At 65.3% G+C, this 16,945-nt stretch carries 14 protein-coding genes; 3 read left to right on the top strand and 11 right to left on the bottom strand.

Annotation, left to right across the window (positions count from 1 at the left end; genetic code table 11):
- Nucleotides 1-139: 139 nt before the first annotated feature.
- Nucleotides 140-979 (bottom strand): 2OG-Fe(II) oxygenase, encoded by an 840-nt coding sequence (locus tag C0V75_RS06730; RefSeq protein WP_101920151.1) that lies wholly within the window; start codon nucleotides 977-979, stop codon nucleotides 140-142.
- Between the two features lie 439 nt (nucleotides 980-1,418).
- Here C0V75_RS06730 and serS point away from each other — a divergent pair, with 439 nt between their 5' ends.
- Together serS and C0V75_RS06720 are read left to right on the top strand one after the other, a co-directional pair.
- Nucleotides 1,419-2,711 (top strand): serine--tRNA ligase, encoded by a 1,293-nt coding sequence (serS, locus tag C0V75_RS06725; RefSeq protein WP_101920150.1) that lies wholly within the window; start codon nucleotides 1,419-1,421, stop codon nucleotides 2,709-2,711.
- Nucleotides 2,708-3,415 (top strand): hypothetical protein, encoded by a 708-nt coding sequence (locus C0V75_RS06720; protein ID WP_101920149.1) that lies wholly within the window; start codon nucleotides 2,708-2,710, stop codon nucleotides 3,413-3,415. Before serS ends, C0V75_RS06720 begins: the two co-directional genes overlap by 4 nt.
- A 98-nt stretch (nucleotides 3,416-3,513) precedes the next feature.
- Here the strand turns inward: C0V75_RS06720 and der are convergent, their stop codons facing one another.
- From der to C0V75_RS06695, 5 genes are all read right to left on the bottom strand, one after another.
- On the bottom strand, nucleotides 3,514-4,980 hold the full coding sequence (gene der / locus C0V75_RS06715) for a ribosome biogenesis GTPase Der (protein WP_101920148.1): 1,467 nt from the start codon (nucleotides 4,978-4,980) through the stop codon (nucleotides 3,514-3,516).
- A 48-nt stretch (nucleotides 4,981-5,028) separates the two neighbouring features.
- The gene (locus tag C0V75_RS06710) at nucleotides 5,029-6,435 is read right to left on the bottom strand and encodes a PQQ-binding-like beta-propeller repeat protein (protein ID WP_254216395.1); all 1,407 of its coding nucleotides are present in this window, start codon (nucleotides 6,433-6,435) and stop codon (nucleotides 5,029-5,031) included.
- Nucleotides 6,425-7,111 carry a hypothetical protein gene (locus tag C0V75_RS06705; protein WP_101920146.1) on the bottom strand — a complete coding sequence of 229 codons (687 nt, stop codon included), beginning with the start codon at nucleotides 7,109-7,111 and terminating at the stop codon, nucleotides 6,425-6,427. Before C0V75_RS06705 ends, C0V75_RS06710 begins: the two co-directional genes overlap by 11 nt.
- A gap of 88 nt (nucleotides 7,112-7,199) precedes the next feature.
- Nucleotides 7,200-9,038 (bottom strand): ABC transporter ATP-binding protein/permease, encoded by a 1,839-nt coding sequence (locus C0V75_RS06700; protein ID WP_101920145.1) that lies wholly within the window; start codon nucleotides 9,036-9,038, stop codon nucleotides 7,200-7,202.
- A gap of 91 nt (nucleotides 9,039-9,129) precedes the next feature.
- Entirely contained in the window at nucleotides 9,130-10,527 is a 1,398-nt protein-coding gene (locus tag C0V75_RS06695; RefSeq protein ID WP_143710389.1) for a LysM peptidoglycan-binding domain-containing protein, read from the bottom strand.
- 105 nt (nucleotides 10,528-10,632) lie between these two features.
- On the opposite strand from C0V75_RS06695, the gene C0V75_RS06690 reads away from it, so the two are divergent.
- Nucleotides 10,633-11,187 carry a TIGR00730 family Rossman fold protein gene (locus C0V75_RS06690; protein WP_101920143.1) on the top strand — a complete coding sequence of 185 codons (555 nt, stop codon included), beginning with the start codon at nucleotides 10,633-10,635 and terminating at the stop codon, nucleotides 11,185-11,187.
- Here the strand turns inward: C0V75_RS06690 and rarD are convergent.
- The 5 genes from rarD to C0V75_RS06665 all read right to left on the bottom strand — a co-directional run bounded on the left by rarD (nucleotide 11,127) and on the right by C0V75_RS06665 (nucleotide 16,938).
- Nucleotides 11,127-12,047 carry an EamA family transporter RarD gene (gene rarD, locus C0V75_RS06685; RefSeq protein WP_101920142.1) on the bottom strand — a complete coding sequence of 307 codons (921 nt, stop codon included), beginning with the start codon at nucleotides 12,045-12,047 and terminating at the stop codon, nucleotides 11,127-11,129. The genes C0V75_RS06690 and rarD overlap by 61 nt on opposite strands.
- 201 nt (nucleotides 12,048-12,248) lie before the next feature.
- On the bottom strand, nucleotides 12,249-12,851 hold the full coding sequence (locus C0V75_RS06680) for a superoxide dismutase (RefSeq protein WP_101920141.1): 603 nt from the start codon (nucleotides 12,849-12,851) through the stop codon (nucleotides 12,249-12,251).
- Between the two features lie 211 nt (nucleotides 12,852-13,062).
- On the bottom strand, nucleotides 13,063-13,614 hold the full coding sequence (locus tag C0V75_RS06675) for a sarcosine oxidase subunit gamma (protein WP_101920140.1): 552 nt from the start codon (nucleotides 13,612-13,614) through the stop codon (nucleotides 13,063-13,065).
- The gene (locus C0V75_RS06670; RefSeq protein WP_101920139.1) at nucleotides 13,607-16,618 is read right to left on the bottom strand and encodes a sarcosine oxidase subunit alpha family protein; all 3,012 of its coding nucleotides are present in this window, start codon (nucleotides 16,616-16,618) and stop codon (nucleotides 13,607-13,609) included. Before C0V75_RS06670 ends, C0V75_RS06675 begins: the two co-directional genes overlap by 8 nt.
- Nucleotides 16,615-16,938: a sarcosine oxidase subunit delta gene (locus C0V75_RS06665; protein ID WP_101920138.1), complete on the bottom strand. Its 324-nt coding sequence runs from the start codon at nucleotides 16,936-16,938 to the stop codon at nucleotides 16,615-16,617. The genes C0V75_RS06670 and C0V75_RS06665 overlap by 4 nt, the downstream gene beginning before the upstream one ends.
- Nucleotides 16,939-16,945 lie beyond the last annotated feature (7 nt).

Below are 16,945 nucleotides of genomic sequence, written 5' to 3'. Positions count from 1 at the left end.
CGGGGGCATGGGAAGGCAAGGAGCCGCCCGAACCCGCGCGGACACCCACCGTCACGGCCCATATATGGACGCCTGCACAGATTACCAACCTCTGGCCGATCGGTGCTTCAAAACCCGGACAAGGGCCCGCGCGGGCCGGTCAGAGACCCAGCCTCCGCATCACGCCCAGCGTCTTTCGATACACGTAGGGGGGAAGCATCTCCTGCAACACCCTCCTCGTCGCCTCCGACCGATCCGCCTTGTCCGCTGTTCCGGGGCGCGGTCGGAACAGGGTGCTGTGCCCTTTTCGGGTCTCATCCCAGGTGGCCGTGTAATAGTAAAGGGCGATGGATTGCCGGGGAATGCCGTCAGGATGATTCACCGTCTCCGGATTGCCGTGCCAGCTGTCCGACGTAGTCGAAAAACACACCATACGGTTGAATTCCGGAACGAATGATTTCGCTTTGCGTGTCATCCCCTTCTCCCATAGCTCGAATGACCCGCCATATTCCGCTTTCCAATCCCGATTCAAATAGATCAAGACATTCAGACGGCGTTCCAGATTCATCTTGCCGTGATGGTTGAAATCGGCGTGGATATCCAGATGTCCGCCCGTCTCGATCCGATGGATGCCACCGCCCATGAAGTAAGGATCGGGAATAAGCCCGTTGATCCCCGTCAATTCCTCCAGGAAGGCAAGGAAAGGGCGCGAGTTCAAGGCATAGAAAAGGTTCTTGCTGTACTGCCCCAGGCGCTCCGGAACGTAGCTTGTCTTGAGCCGTTCTTGCGCCCGATCAAAGCTTGTTTCAGGCGACGGCAGATCATTCAGATCCTGCAAGACACGATCAAGGATCACCGGTGGCAAGAAATTGTCAAAGGCCGCATGCGGAAAAGGTTCTGCATTACGATAGGCCTCCGCATGGGGCCGCGCCGCATCGCGCGCCACCTCGGTTTTTACAAGCAGGCTTTCCGGATCAAGGGCATATACGGGCGGGGTCATGAGCACTCCACGAACAGGTGAAAAAAGGCACCGCAAAGATATGCCGGAAATTAACTAAAATAAATATCCTTGTATTTGAAGTTCCTTGGACACACCGCCCCGTGCCGAAAGCCTGACGACCCAATGCGCGCAGCGGCTCGGCAGCAATCCCTTCGTCATGGTGAGTCCTCGCCCCGGAACCTACTGCCCTCCTGTCAAGGAGCCGGTCCCGAGGCCCCGGATAGTCGTCGGAGCGACAACGGCTCCTGTTCACCCACGCACCCTTAACCATACCATCGCACCCTCGCCTCTCTGGATTTGTATGTACACTTTGCTGCACAGAAGGCGGCACAGTTTGCGGCACAGGCTTTTTCAACAAGATCAACCGCTTGCCGCCCCCTTTCCCTTCTTCGTCAAAACGGGCATACCTCCCCCATCCAGAGACCCGGAGGACAGGCCCATGCACGACATCCGCGCCATCCGCGAAAACCCCGCCGCCTTCGACGAAGGCCTGCGCCGCCGTGGCCTGCCCCCCGCCTCGCCCGAGATCCTCGCCCTCGACGCCGACCGCCGCGCCAAGATCGCCGCCGCCGAATCCGCCACCGCCGACCAGAACCGCGCCTCCAAGGATGTCGGCGCCGCCAAGGCCCGCGGCGATGATGCCGAATTCGAACGCCTCCGCGCGCTTGTCGCTGAAAAGAAAGCGGAAATCGCCCGCCTGACCACCGAGGCAGAGGCGCAGGATGCAGCCCTGCGCGACATGCTGATGCGCATCCCCAACCTGCCTCACCCGGATGTTCCGGAAGGCCGCGACGAGGACGACAATGTCGAACTGCGCCGCTGGGGCACCCCCCGCGCCTTCGACTTCAAGCCATTGGAACATTTCGACATTCCCGCCGTGAAGCCGGGGATGGATTTCGAAACGGCGGCCAAACTCTCCGGTTCCCGCTTCGTCGTGCTCAAGGGCGCCGTGATCCGCGTCCACCGGGCGCTGGCGCAGATGATGCTCGACACCCACATCACCGACCATGGGCTGGTTGAGACCTGGACCCCCGTCCTCGTCAAAGAAGACGCCATGTATGGCACCAACCAGCTCCCGAAATTCGCCGAGGACAGCTATCAGACGACCAATGGCTGGTGGCTTGTCCCGACTTCCGAAGTCACCCTCACCAACACCGTGGCGGGCGATATTCTGGAAGAAAATCAACTTCCTATCCGCATGACCGCCCATACCCAATGCTTCCGCTCCGAGGCAGGTTCGGCGGGCAAGGACACCACCGGCATGCTCCGCCAGCACCAGTTCGAGAAAGTGGAGATGGTGTCGATCACCACCCCCGACAGCAGCCTCGCTGAGCACGAAAGGATGACCCGCTGCGCCGAAGCCATCCTCGAAAAGCTGGGCCTGCCCTACCGCACCATCGTCCTCTGCACCGGCGACATGGGCTTCGGCGCGCAGAAGACCCATGATCTCGAAGTCTGGCTTCCCGGCCAGAACCGCTATCGAGAGATCAGCTCCGTCTCCGTCTGCGGCGATTTCCAGGCCCGCCGGATGAATGCCCGCTTCCGCCCCGCAGGCGGCGGAAAACCCGAATTCGTCCATACACTTAACGGCTCCGGCCTTGCCGTTGGCCGCACCCTGATCGCGGTGCTGGAAAACGGCCAGCAGGCCGACGGCTCCGTCGATCTGCCCGCCGCGCTCCACCCCTATCTCGGCGGCAAGACCCGCATCGCCGCCGACGGCACGCTGGCATGAAGGCCCGCGCCGCGCTCCTCCTGCTCGTCACCCTCGCCTTCGGCGCGGCCCCTTTCCTCACCCCGCCTTTTCGCGGCTATGACCCCGCGCTCTTCCCGGTGCAGATCGCCCGCCCCTCGATCCAGCCCGCAGGCTATGCCTTCGGGATATGGAGCGTGATCTACCTCTGGCTCTTCGTCCACGCTGTCACAAGCCTCTGGAAACGCATGGAAAACGCGACTTGGGACCGCACGCGCTGGCCGCTCATCCTCTCCATCGCCCTCGGCTCTGCATGGCTTTCCATTGCGCCAGTGGCGCCCATCGCCGCCACTGTGACGATCCTCATCATGGCCGCCGCAGCCATCACGGCCTTCCTGCGGGCTGACACGGGCACTGACCGCTGGCTTCTCTCTGCCCCCACGGCGATCCTCGCCGGGTGGCTCTCCGCCGCTGCCGCCGTCTCAACCGGCGTGGTGATCGCAGGCTATGGCCTTCTGTCCGACACGGCCTCGGCCCTTGCGATGATCGCGGCGACCCTCGCGCTAAGCCTTTGGGTGCAAAGCAAGAAACCCGCCATGCCCATCTACGGCCTCACGGTGATCTGGGCCCTTGGCGGGATCATCGCCGTCAATGCGGGCGTCAACCCCACCGTCGCCATCGTCGCTGGCCTTGGCATCGGAGCAATGGCGATGCTCCTTGGACGCCAGATGAAGAGCAGCCGCTAAGCCCCTTCATCTTTGCCTAATTTCCCAGGACTCCGCCCGTCCCACGAAATCGACGCGGCAGACATCTCCGGCAGTCCAAGCCGGAACGCCCGGCGGACTCAGTCCTTCCGCCCCTCGATATGCTTGCGCAACCGGCTGGGGGTGTGGAACTTCCGCTCCTTGAACGGGTTCTTGTCGCCCTGCGACCGGAACATGATGCGGATCGGCACCCCCGGCATCTCGAAGTGATCCCGCAACCCGTTGACGAGATAGCGTTTATAGCTCTCCGGCATCTCGTCCGGCCGTGAACACATGACCACGAACCCCGGCGGCCGCGCCTTCACCTGCGTCATGTAGCGCAGCTTGATCCGATGCCCGCCCGGTGCCGGCGGCGGATGCGCCTCGGTCATCGCACCCAGCCAGGAATTCAGCCGCGCCGTGGTGATCCGCTTGTTCCACACATCATGCGCCCGGCAGATCGCATCATGCAGCCGGTCCAGCCCCCGCCCTGTCTTGGCCGATACCGTCACCAGCGGCGCCCCACGCAACTGCGGCAGCAGCCTTTCGAACATCTCCTTGAGTTCGGCCAGCTTTTCCTGCTTTTCGTCTTCCAGATCCCACTTGTTCACCGCCACCACGACGGCCCGACCCTCGGTCTCCGCATAGTCGGCGATGCGCAGATCCTGCGTCTCGAAGGGTATCTCCACATCCAGCAGCACGACCACCACCTCGGCAAAGCGCACCGCGCGCAGACCGTCGGCGACGGACAGCTTTTCCAGCTTTTCCACCACGCGGGCCTTCTTGCGCATCCCTGCCGTGTCAAAGATGCGGATCGGCGTCCCCTGCCAATCGGCCCTGACGGAAATCGCATCCCGCGTGATCCCCGCCTCCGGTCCTGTCAGCAACCGGTCCTCTCCGATGATCTTGTTGATCAGCGTGGATTTTCCCGCATTCGGGCGCCCGATGACCGCAATCTGCAAGGGCCGCTTCGCGGTAGGGCGATGTGCAACCGGATCGACCTCGTCCTCGCCGATCTCGCCTTCGATTTCCACTTCGGTCTCGGGCGTATTGGCGGCCTCGCGCTCGGCAAACTCCTCGCGGAAGGGCAGAAGGATACGGTAGAGGTCATCCATCCCCTCGCCATGTTCCGCCGACAGCCGCACCGGCTCGCCCAGCCCCAGAGACCAGGCTTCAAGCGCGCCGGAATCCCCTGCCGCCCCCTCCGCCTTGTTCACACCCAGCACCACACGGGCATTCTTCTTGCGCAGGATATCGGCGAAAACCTCGTCCGATGGCGTGACGCCCACCCGCCCGTCGATCAGGAACAGGCAGACATCCGCCAGTTCCACCGCCCGCTCCGTCAGCCGCCGCATCCGGCCCTGAAGGCTGTCATCGGTCACTTCCTCAAGCCCCGCCGTGTCGATCACGGTGAAGCGCAGATCGAAAAGCTTCGCATCCCCCTCGCGCAGGTCGCGCGTGACGCCGGGCTGGTCATCGACCAGCGCCAGCTTCTTGCCGACAAGGCGGTTGAACAGCGTGGATTTGCCCACATTGGGCCGCCCCACGATCGCAAGGGTAAAGCTCATCGCCCGCTCCCGGTTTTCCGAAGGGGAACCCCTTACACGGGGTTGGCGTCAACGGAAAGCGTGAAGTTGCCCGTTGCCGGAAACGACATAAAGCGTCCCGCCCGCCAGCGCCGGAGGAGCCGAGGCCCCCCCCGGAATCTCGGCCCCGCCGACCAGCGCGCCATCCACCGGGTTGAACAGCCGAAGCTGGCCGTCACCGGACACGACCGCCAGCCGCCCGCCCGCCAGAACCGGGCCGAATTGCGGGAAGATGGCAATGCGCCGCTTCGGTTTTTCCTTGGTGAAATAGGGCATATCGACCGCCCAGATCGACTCGCCCGTCGCCGCGTCCAGCCGCACCAGACGGTTCTCGTCATTCACCAGGAAGACCGATCCCCCCACCACCAGCGGCGGGTTCAGCGCGCCCTCTACGGCAGTCCAGATCCGCTCACCGGATGAGGTATCCATCGCCGCCGTCCGCCCCGAGGCGGTGCCGACATAGGTCACGTCACCAAGGATCACCGCATCCCCGGTGATGTCGGTCAACCCGGCAAAGCCGCGCCCGACGCGCTGCCCCGTGACCGGCATCTGCCAGACCTGCACGCCCGAAACCTTCAGCGCGGCGGTGATCGACCCATTGGCAAAGGGGAACAGCACCAGTTGCTCCCCAACCGACGGGGCAGCCGAACCGATCACCCCGGTCGTGCCAACGGCCCCCGGAACGGTCCAGCGCACGCGCCCGGTATCCGCCGCCAAGGCCCAGCCCGATCCGTCGCGACCCGAGACATAGACCGTGCCGCCCGCCACGGCAGGCGCACCCGTCACCGGCGCATCAAGCCGCTGCCGCCAGATCACGCCACCCGTCGCGGCATCCAGCGCCACCAGTTCGCCATAGGCCGTCGCGGCATAGACCCGCCCGCCCTGCACCGCGAGGCCACCACCAGAAACACCACCACCACGGTCGAATTCCGCCGTCAGATCGCTGCGCCACAGGGTTGCGCCGGCGCTGGACGTGGCCTGAACGACCGAGGCGGAATCCAGCGTGAAGATGCGCCCGGCCTCTACCACAGGGGCCGCACTCACCCGGTTCTTGCGACTGTTGCCCGCCCCGACGGAAACCGACCAGACCCGCGCCGGCGCCGCCGACAAGGCGCCATGCACCGAGGCATGATTGGCCGAAGCCCCGCGCATGCCCCAATCGGCATTGCTCACGGCAGCCGGCAGGGAAATCGGCTCCGCCCGGTTTTCCGGGCGATCTGCGGGTGCCACCGGCGCCGCTTCACCCTCCACCGGGATCGAGGCGGAAAGATCGGCCCGCACCGGAAAGCGCTCGCCCGGCAGGATCAGCTCCCGCTCGCACCCGGCCAGAACCGTCACGACGGCCAGACCAGAGATCGTCCCCCAAACCCTGCGCTTCACAGTTCCGGCCCCCATCTGTCGTCCCTCGCTGCGCTGCGTGGCGCGATCAGCCCGCATCTTCTTCTGTCGCCTCGCCCGACGGGGCCGTGGTCGGTGCCACCTCGCCACCCAGCGCCACGATCATCTGCTCTGCCCGTGCCCGCAGGCCACCGGGCGATTCCTGGTCGCTCAAAAGCGCGGTCAAGGCAGCCACCGCCTCATCCGTCTTGCCTTCTTCGACCAGAAGATAGGCCATCTGTTCCAGCGCCATGGTGCGATAGGGGCGTCCGGGTGCCGCGACCGGGTCCAGCGCTGCACGCCGCTCGGCCACGGGCATGTCGGTGCCTGCGATCACGACTTTGCGCAGAACCGCAAGGTCGCGATAGCTCGGTGGCATACGTGCGTCATTGGCAAGGGTCTCCAGCGCCGCCAGCGTGCTCTCCCGATCTGCCACCGGATCCGAAGCAAGCAGCAGGTTCAGGATCGCCACCTGTTCGCCATTGGCCGGAATGGCCGCAAGGGCGGCCACCCGATCCTGCGGCGCGCCCAGATCCAGCGCATCCAGCACCGCATCCCCAAAGGCTTCGGCCCGGGCCTCGGCCTGCGCGCGCTGCCATTCTGTCCAGCCTGCGCCGCCCACGACACTCAGAACCAGCAGGACGCCGATCCAGCCATATTTGCGGAACAGCGCGAACAGCCTGTCGCGGCGGACCTCCTCGGTCACCTCGTCGATAAAGCTGTCGGGGTTGCTCACGGGCCTCTCCACATTCTTTTGCACCGTCTTACACGCAAGCGGGAACCCTTGCCAAGCCCCGCCCCTTTGGCCGCGGCGGGGCGCGGGGTCATTCCGCCGCCAGCGTCTCGTCCTCTTCCGAGGATTGCCGCGCCCACATCGCAGCATAGCGCCCGCCTTGCGCCAGCAGCACCTCATGCGTGCCCTGCTCGACGATCTCGCCCGCTTCCAGCACGACGATCTGGTCCGCATCCGCAATGGTGGAAAGGCGATGCGCGATGGTGATGACCGTCCGCCCCTGCCCCATCTCGCGCAGGCTGTCCTGGATGTCGCGCTCCGTCTGGGTATCCAGGGCGCTGGTCGCCTCGTCGAGGATCAGGATCGGCGGGTTCTTCAGCAAGGTCCGCGCAATGCCCACCCGCTGCTTTTCCCCGCCCGATAGTTTTAACCCGCGCTCGCCCACCTTCGTCTCATAGCCTTCGGGCAGCGAGATGATGAAATCATGGATCTTCGCGGCCTTCGCCGCCGCCACGATCTCCGCCTCGGTCGCCCCGTCCCGGCCATAGGCAATGTTGTAGCGCACCGTATCGTTGAACAGCACCGTATCCTGCGGCACCACCCCGATCTGTGCATGGATCGACCCCTGGGTCACATCGCGCAAATCCTGCCCGTCAATGCGGATCGCCCCGCCATTCACGTCATAAAAGCGGAACATCAGCCGCCCGATCGTCGATTTCCCCGATCCCGACGGCCCCACCAGCGCATAGCGCTGCCCCGCAGGCACCGTGAGGCTGATCCCCTTCAGGATCGGCCGGGCCGCGTCATAGCCGAACTCGACCCGGTCGAACTCGATGGCACCACCCTTCACCGCCAGATCGGGCGCACCGGGCTTGTCCACCACTTCCGCAGGCTGGCCGAGCAGACCGAACATCTCGCCCATATCCACCAGCGCCTGCCGGATTTCCCGATAGACCGTCCCGAGAAAGTTCAGCGGCATCGTGATCTGGATCATGTAGGCATTGACCATGACGAAGTCGCCCACGGTCAATTCGCCCCGCTGCACCCCCATGGCCGCCATCGCCATAACGGCGACGAGGCCCGAGGTGATCAGCAACGCCTGACCGCCATTCAGGAAAGACAGGCTCAGCCCCGTCTTCACCGCCGCCGCCTCATAGCGCTGCATCGCCACGTCATAGCGCGCCGCCTCGCGGCTTTCGGCGTTGAAATACTTGACCGTCTCATAGTTCAGCAGGCTGTCGATGGCCTTCTGGTTGGCATCCGTATCCTGCTCGTTCATCTCGCGCCGGATCTTCACCCGCCATTCCGTCACCGCGAAGGTGAACCAGACATACAGCGTGATCACCCCCACCACGACCAGCATGTAGGACATGCCGAAGACCGTGGCGAAGATCACCGCCACCATGGCCAGTTCAAGGACCAGCGGCCCGATGGAAAACAGCATGAAACGCAGAAGGAAATCGACGCCCTTCACCCCGCGCTCGATGATCCGGCTCAACCCGCCGGTCTTCCGCGTGATGTGATAGCGCAGCGAAAGCCGGTGGATATGGGTGAAGGTCTCCAGCGCCAGCCGACGCAGTGCCCGCTGACCGACCCGCACGAAGATGGCATCACGCAATTCCTGAAACGCCACCGTGCCAAGCCGGGCAAGGCCATAGGCGACGGTCAACCCGACCGCCGTCAGGCCCAGCAGGGTGCCGGTATCCGGCGTGTCACCCGCCAGCGCATCCACCGCCTGCTTGTAGAAGAACGGGGTAGAAACCGAAACGATCTTCGCCGCAACAAGCATCAGGAAGGCCGCAACCACCCGGCGTTTCACCCAACCCTGACCCTCGGGCCACAGATAGGGCAGCACACGGCGGATGGTGTGCAGCCCGCTCGCGGGCTTCTCGATATAGTCATCCGCCGAACGGACAGGGGTCTTGCGCATGGTGGGACGTCCTTTCGACGCCCTACCTAAGCGCCTTTGCGGGCACGCACCAGAGGCCGCGACGCAGCCTCAACTGTGCGCCCCCGCGCGGTCACTCCTCTGCCGGAATGGTAAAGACCTGTCCCGGATAGATCAGGTCGGGGTCGCGGATCAGGTCCTTGTTCGCCTCGAAGACCTGCACATAGCGGACACCATCGCCCAGATTCTCGGTCGCGATCCGCCAAAGGGTGAATCCCGGCTGGACCGTCACCGTCGTCGGCCCGGCCGGCGCGGCCGCCGCGACAGGCTCCGCCGCCGTTCCGCTCTCCGTCGCATCCGCCACGCCGACAGTCGCGCCCTCTGCCGCAGCCTCTGCCGCAGCTTCATCCGTCGCCACAGCCTCTGCCGCGCCCGATGCCGCAGCCAGCGCCTCCACCGTCTCGCGCTTGAACGGCGTCTCGAAGCGGCTCGTCACCGCCCCCGCCTCGTCAAGCTGATCGGCCCGCAGCACATAGACCCCCGGCGCCACATCCACGAGCGTCACGGCCCAGTCGCCAGTCGCACCGATGGCCACTTCGGCCACCTGGGCATTGTCGAGGTACAACCGCACCACCCGCTCCGCCGTCCCGCGCCCGGCCAGTTGCACCGCCCCGGCCTCGGTATAGGTGATCGTGTCGATGGTCACATTGGCAACCAGTTCCGGCGCGATCTCCGTCGCCGATTGCAGCACCTTGGCCCCCTCATCCGTCACCAGCAGGGCAGCCGGTGCCTCCGCCTCGGCCACAGGCTCTGCCGCAGGCGCGGCCTCCCCGGCGGTTTCAGCCTCGGCCAGCGCCACCGGCGCAACCGTCGGCCCGATCACGACCGTCGCCTCGGCCGGAACCACCGTTCCATCCGGCAAGGCCATGCTCATGGAAAGCACGCGCGGCGCGGGACTGGGCGCAAGATTGAACATGGCCACGAAATTGCCCTGCCCGTCGGCGGGCACCGACGCAAGCTCCGTCCCCGTCACCACGAGGGAAACCGTCGCCCCGGCCGCTGCCGATCCGGCAACCAGCGCCGAGCCGTCCTTTTCCACCCGCACCAGATCAAAACTCGGCGGTTGTGGCGCGGCCGCTTCGGGCGCGGCCTCTTCCGCCGTCACCGCATCGGCGGCCGCGGCAGTTTCGGCCCCGGCCGCAGGCGCATCCTCTGGGGCAGCAGCCTCGCTCACAGCCTCCTCCTCTGCGGGCTCTGCCGTTTCCGGTTCTGCCGCAGCTTCGGCGACCGGGGCGGCCTCGTCGCTGGCCGTCGTCTCGGCGGCAGCCTCTTCCGTCGCCGGCGCCTCGGCCGCGTCAGCTTCCGGCGCCACCTCCGGCTCTGCCTGTGTCCCGGTCGCGGTCACGGTCGCCTCTTCCATCGGCGCACGGCTCACCGTCCACGCCCCGTAGAACAGCGCCGCCACCACCGCGCCCACCACGGCCACGACGCCCGCCCGACCGCCCGATCCCATCTCAGCCCAAGACTTCATCCAGATACCCCGAAACAGGGGCCTGACCTCGGCCCCTTCTTCCCTTCATTCACCAAGCCCGATAACACGGATGAATCGATCAGCCCATAGCCCGAAAGCAGTTCCATGTCCGCCTTCCGTTCCATCTGTGTCTTCTGCGGCTCACGCGCCGGTGCCCGCCCCGCCTATGCCGCCGCCGCCCGCAGCTTCGGCCAGGCCATCGCGGCGGAAGGGTGGCGTCTGGTCTATGGTGCCGGCGACGTAGGCCTGATGGGCGAAGTGGCCCGCTCCGCGCAAGAGGCAGGTGCCCGCACCATGGGCGTGATCCCCACCCATCTGATGGCCCGCGAACAGGGCAAGCGCGACCTGTCGCAACTGGTGATCACCGAGGACATGCATGAACGCAAGAAGGTGATGTTCATGAATTCCGACGCCATCGTCGTGCTGCCCGGCGGGGCCGGATCGCTCGATGAATTCTTCGAGGTGCTGACCTGGCGCCAGATCGGCCTGCATCGCAAGCCCATCGTCCTGCTCGATGTCGAAGGCTACTGGCAACCCCTCAACGCGCTGGCCGGCCATGTGATCGCCGAAGGCTTCGCCGAACCCGCCATGCTGGATTACTACAGCACGGTCCCGGATGTGCCATCGCTCGTCACGGCACTGCGCGCCGCCCTCTCCTGACGCCACCCCTCCAGCGAATAAAGCGCCAGCGCCCCCCAGATAAGCGCGAAGGCCGCCATGTGCCAGCCGGTAAAGGCTTCGCGGAACACCATCACCGCCGATACCGCCTGAAGCGTTGGGTTCAGGTATTGCACCAGCCCCAGCGTGGACAGCCGCACCCGCTGCGCCCCCCAGGAAAACAGGATCAGCGGCCCCCCCGTGATCAACCCCGATAGCGGCAGCATCGCCGTCGTGAAGGCATCCGCCCCGAACCACCCGCCCGCCACCAGGCCGCCATGGGCCAAAGCCAGCCACAGCACCGCCAGGGGCAGCAGAAGCAGCACCTCCGCCGTGACCGAAACCGCCGCCCCCGCCGCCATCTGCTTCTTGATCAGCATGTAGGGCGCAAAGGAAAAGGCCAGCGCCAGCGCCACCCAGGGTGCCACGCCAAGGCCATAGGTCAGGACGATGACTGCCATCCCGGCCAGCCCGACCGCCACCCCCTGCCCCCGCGTCAGCCGCTCGCCCAGCACCAGAACGCCCAGAACCACCGTCACCAACGGAAAGATGTAATAGCCAAGACTCGCCTGCACCGCATGGCCGGTCTGGATCGCCCAGATGAACAGCCCCCAGTTCACCGCCACGATCCCCGCCGCCAGCCAGACCCGCCGCTGCAACGGCCCGCGCAGCAGCGACAGCACCGCCCCGAACCGCCGCTGCACCGCCAGCAGGATGCCGAAGAAGACGAAGGTCCAGACCGTGCGATGCGCCAGCACCTCCAGCGGCGGCACCACGGCCAGCGCCTTGTAGTAAAGCGTGGCCAATCCCCAGATGGTGCAGGCTGCCACAATGGCCAGAATGCCCTTCCCCGCCTCGCTCACCCCGCCCCCCGCGAAAAGCCCGCGCCTTTCCTTGCACCCTCTGCGCCTGACGGCAAGCGATCCCCCCCTTCATCTTGGCAGAAACACTCTCTGGGGGTCCGGGGGGCGAAGCGCCCCCGGGGGTTCGGCCAGACCGAAGGCCTGAAAGGAAAAGACCCGCCGCATCGCTGCGACGGGCCTTCCACAAACCTCCGGCGGAGATCAGAGCTTGGCGGCCACCGCTTCCCAGTTCACCAGCTTCTCAAGGAAGTTGGTCAGGTAAGCGGGACGCTTGTTGCGGAAGTCGATGTAATAGGAATGTTCCCACACATCGCAGCCCAGAAGCGCGGTCTGACCAAAGCAGAGCGGGTTCACACCGTTTTCCGTCTTGGTCACCTTCAGCGCGCCGTCCTTGTCCTTCACCAGCCAGGCCCAGCCCGACCCGAACTGCCCGGCACCGGCCGCCGCGAAATCCTCCTTGAACTTCGCCACAGACCCGAAAGCCTCCACCAGCGCCTTCTCAAGGCTGCCCGGCATCTTCTTGTCCTCGCCCGGACCCATCACTTCCCAGAACAGGTTGTGGTTCCAGTGCTGCGAAGCGTTGTTGAAGATGCCGTTCTGCGCCACGGCGCCAGCCTGATAGGTGCCGACGACGATCTCCTCCAGCGACTTCGCCTCCCACTCGGTCCCGGCGATCAGCTTGTTGCCGTTGTCGACATAGGCCTTGTGGTGCAGGTCGTGGTGATATTCCAGCGTCTCCTTCGACATGCCAAGCGAGGCAAGCGCATCATGGGCATAGGGAAGGTCGGGAAGCGTGAAAGCCATGGGAGTGATCCTCTCTGTTCGCGTGTTCACGGGATGGCGCAGATAAGATGCCTCGCGGCGTGAAGGTCAAGGCCGAAAGCGGCGATTTCCCAGTCAAGACAGTCTGCCGGAATCCAAGAAACCCCGCCAAGCCCTTCATATTCAGTCCGAAAATAACCCACGATAGATCGAGGGTGTCAAAGCTCCGGCGATGGCGGCGGAACCGACGGTCTCAGGAAAGCTCCGACCCCGGCTTCGCACTGGTCGCCAGCAGGTCAAAGACATAGCGCGCCACCGACCGGAAACAGACGACCGTGAACCCGTCCCCCTCCCTCCAGAAGGCCGCCGCCACCTGCGCCGCCCGTGTCCGCCGCAACTCGCCCGGTTCCAGCCGTGCAAAATCGACGGGCGACAGCTTGGCCAGCACCTGCTCGGCCTTCGCTCCCTCCACACGGAACACCGCGCGGGCATCGGACACATCCACCGCCAGATGATGCTCCTTGCCCATGGCCTGCGCCACCGCGTCGAGCACGGCAGGCACCGCCGCATAGGGCATGACCAGCAGATATTCGTCCGGGCTCATCCAGCCGCAGGCGCGGTCGCCCTCCACCACGATCCGTCGCACCGCAGGAACCCCCGTCCCCACCGCCGCCTTGATCGCCTTGGGCAGCGCCTTCACATCGGCCTTGCAACGCAGCGTGACCATGCCAAGGGGCCCGATCTCCCGGATCGTCGCAAAACCTTCAGAGACCGCACCGTTCAACGCGCTCACGGGTTCAGACATTCTGCTTCTCCCCTTCCTTGTCGTAGAAGACAGGGTCCACGACCCGGGCCTTCACGGTGCCACCCTTGACGGTGTTGAACTCCACCACCTCGCCCATCCGCTCCGGCCCGCGAAGCAGCAGGCCCATTGCGATACCCTTCTTCAGCGTGGGCGAGAAATAGGTCGATGTGACCCGCCCCTGCGTGTTCCCCTGCCCATTCGCATTAACCCCCGGCGCCACGATATAGGCCCCGTCCGGGATCACCGATCCGTCCAGCGTCTCAAACCCGACCAGTTTCCAACGATCCGCACGCGCAAGGAAATTGCGTTGCTGGCCCCGCTTGCCAAGGAAATCCGCCTTCTTCTTCGAGATTGCCCAATCGAGGTTCAGATCCTGCGGAATGACCGTGCCATCGGTTTCATCCCCGATCATGATGAAGCCCTTCTCGGCCCGCATCACATGCAATGCCTCTGTGCCATAGGGCATCGCCCCGAACTCCGCCCCGGCCTCATGCAACGCCTCCCAGAAGGCCGCGCCATGGCTGGCCGGGACCGCGATCTCATAGGACAACTCGCCCGAGAAGGAGATGCGATAGACCCGCACCTTGACCCCGCCCAGCGTGCCATCGGCCCAGGCCATGAAGGGAAGCGCCTCCTTCGACACATCCATCCCGCCCAGCTTTTCCAGCACCTTGCGCGCATTCGGCCCGACAACGGCAACCTGTGCATATTGCTCGGTCACATTGGCGGTATAGACCTGCCAATCCCACCACTCGCATTGCAGCCAGTCCTCCATCCAGGCATGGATGCGATCCGCCCCGCCCGAGGTGGTGTGGCAGAGCCACGTCTCCTCGTCGATCCGCGCCACAACGCCGTCATCGGACAGGAAGCCCTGCTCGTTGCACATCAGGCCATAGCGGCACTTGCCCACCGGCAAGGTGGACATCACGCCGGTATAGAGCATGTCGAGAAACCGCCCCGCATCCGGCCCTTTCACGATGATCTTGCCCAGCGTGGAGGCATCCAGCAGGCCCAACCGCTCGCGCGTGTTCACCACCTCGCGATGCACCGCCTGTTCATGCGTCTCGCCCGCGCGGGGGAAGCAGTAGGGGCGGCGCCAAAGGCCCACGGGTTCGAAATAGGCCCCGTTCTTTTCGTGCCATGCATGCATCGGCGTGCGGCGCAGTGGCTGGAAGATTTCCCCTCGCGCCTCGCCTGCCAGCGCGCCCAGCGTCACAGGCGTATAGGGCGGGCGGAAGGTGGTGGTGCCCACCTGCGGGATATCCTCGTTCAACGCCTGAGCAAGCACCGCCAGACCATTGATGTTGGACAGTTTCCCCTGATCCGTCGCCATGCCCAGCGTGGTATAGCGCTTGGTATGTTCGACCGATTCATACCCTTCGCGCGCCGCCAACTGCACGTCGGAGACCTTCACATCGTTCTGGTAATCCAGCCACATCTTGGACTTCAGCTCGACCGAAGCCCCCTGCGGCATGATCCAGACGGCCTCCATCGGGCCCTCTGCCGCTGTCTCGGCAACCGGAGCCTTCGCCTTCTTCGGCTTCATCCCCAGCGCCGTGACCGCCGCCTCGGCCTGCGTCGTGGCATCCGCCAGCGCGGCATTGGCCTTCATCGCCCCATTGGCCGCCCCTGCCGCCACGACCAGCGCGCCGCCGTCATGGTTCAGCGGCGGCCGCGCCGGATCGGGCCGGAAACAGGCGTGCTCCGTGTCCCAGATCAGCTTGCCACCGCAATGGCTCCACAGATGCACCACCGGCGACCAGCCGCCCGACATGGCGACGGCATCGCAGGCGATCTCGTCGATCACCGCGCCCTCGCCCGCCTGCAAACAAATGGCGACCGAGGTGACACGCTTACCCCCCTTCACCTTCGCGATCCCGCGCCCCGCCTCGATCCGCAGCCCCAGCGCCCGCGCCTTCGCCACCAGATCGCCCGCAGGATTAGCCCGCGCATCCACGATGGCCGGAACCGCCAGTCCCGCCTCGCGCAGCGCGATGGCGGTCCGATAGCCGTCATCGTTGTTGGTGACGACGACTGTCCGATCCCCCGGCGACACCGCCCAGTTCACCACATAATCCCGCACCGCCGAGGCCAGCATCACGCCCGGAATATCGTTCCCGGCAAAGCTGAGGGGCCGCTCAATCGCCCCCGTCGCCGTCAGGATCTTCCCTGCCCGGATGCGCCACAGCCGATGCTTCGGCCGCCCGTCGCCGGGCGTGTGATCCGCCACCTTCTCATCCGCCAGAACATAGCCGTGGTCATAGACCCCCGCCGCCATGCAGCGCGCGCGCAGCGTGACGTTCTCCATCCCCGACAGCGCCGCCACGGCCTCATCAACCCACACGCCCGCAGGCTTGCCGTCGATCACATCGCCATCAACCGGCGCGCGCCCGCCCCAATGGGCATTCTGCTCCAGCAGCAGCACCCGCGCCCCGGCCTTGCCCGCGACCAGCGCCGCCTGCAATCCGGCAATGCCCCCGCCCACGACCAGCAGGTCGCAAAAGGCATAGGCCTGCTCGTACCGATCCGCATCCCGATCCTTCGGCGCCTTGCCCAGACCCGCCGATTGCCGGATGACCGGCTCGAAGACATGCTTCCAGAACGGGCGCGGGTGGATGAAGGTCTTGTAATAGAACCCCGCCGGCAGGAAGCGGGACACGTAACTATTCACCACCCCCACGTCGAACTCCAGCGACGGCCAATGGTTCTGGCTTGTGGCCTCCAGCCCGTCGAACAACTCCGTCACCGTCGTGCGCTGGTTCGGCTCCAGCCGCCCCCCCGACCCGAGGTTCACAAGCGCGTTCGGCTCTTCAGGCCCCGCCGCCACGATGCCCCTCGGACGGTGATACTTGAAGGACCGGCCCACCAGCATCTGGTCATTGGCCAGCAGCGCCGCCGCCAGCGTATCGCCGCGATAGCCCTTCAGCCGCTTGCCGTTGAAGGAAAACTCCAGCGCCGCCGACCTGTCGATCAGACGGCCCCCTTTCGCAAGACGGGTGCTCATTTGTAACCCTTCCAGTCCGGCCTGCGGGCCTTGATCTTCTCGATGATGTCGGCAGGCGGCTCACCGACCTGCGCCGGATAGGTGCCGAACACCTCCAGCGTCGCCGTGCAGCGCGCGGCAAGGAACCACTTCCCGCAGCCATAGCTGTGCCGCCAGCGTTCGAAATGCACGCCCTTGGGGTTCTTTCGGGCGAACATATAGGCCTCGAACTCCTCATCCGTAGACCCCGGCCCGAAGCGTTTCAGATGCGCCTCATAGCCCGGAGAAAGCTCCGTCTCCTCGGCCTTCACGCCGCAATAGGGACATTCAAGCAGAAGCATTTTGCAC

Source organism: Tabrizicola sp. TH137, assembly GCF_002855575.1.
Taxonomy (GTDB): domain Bacteria; phylum Pseudomonadota; class Alphaproteobacteria; order Rhodobacterales; family Rhodobacteraceae; genus Paragemmobacter.
The sequence above is the reverse complement of the archived record's forward strand: the minus strand, read 5'-3'. Positions and strand labels throughout refer to the sequence as shown.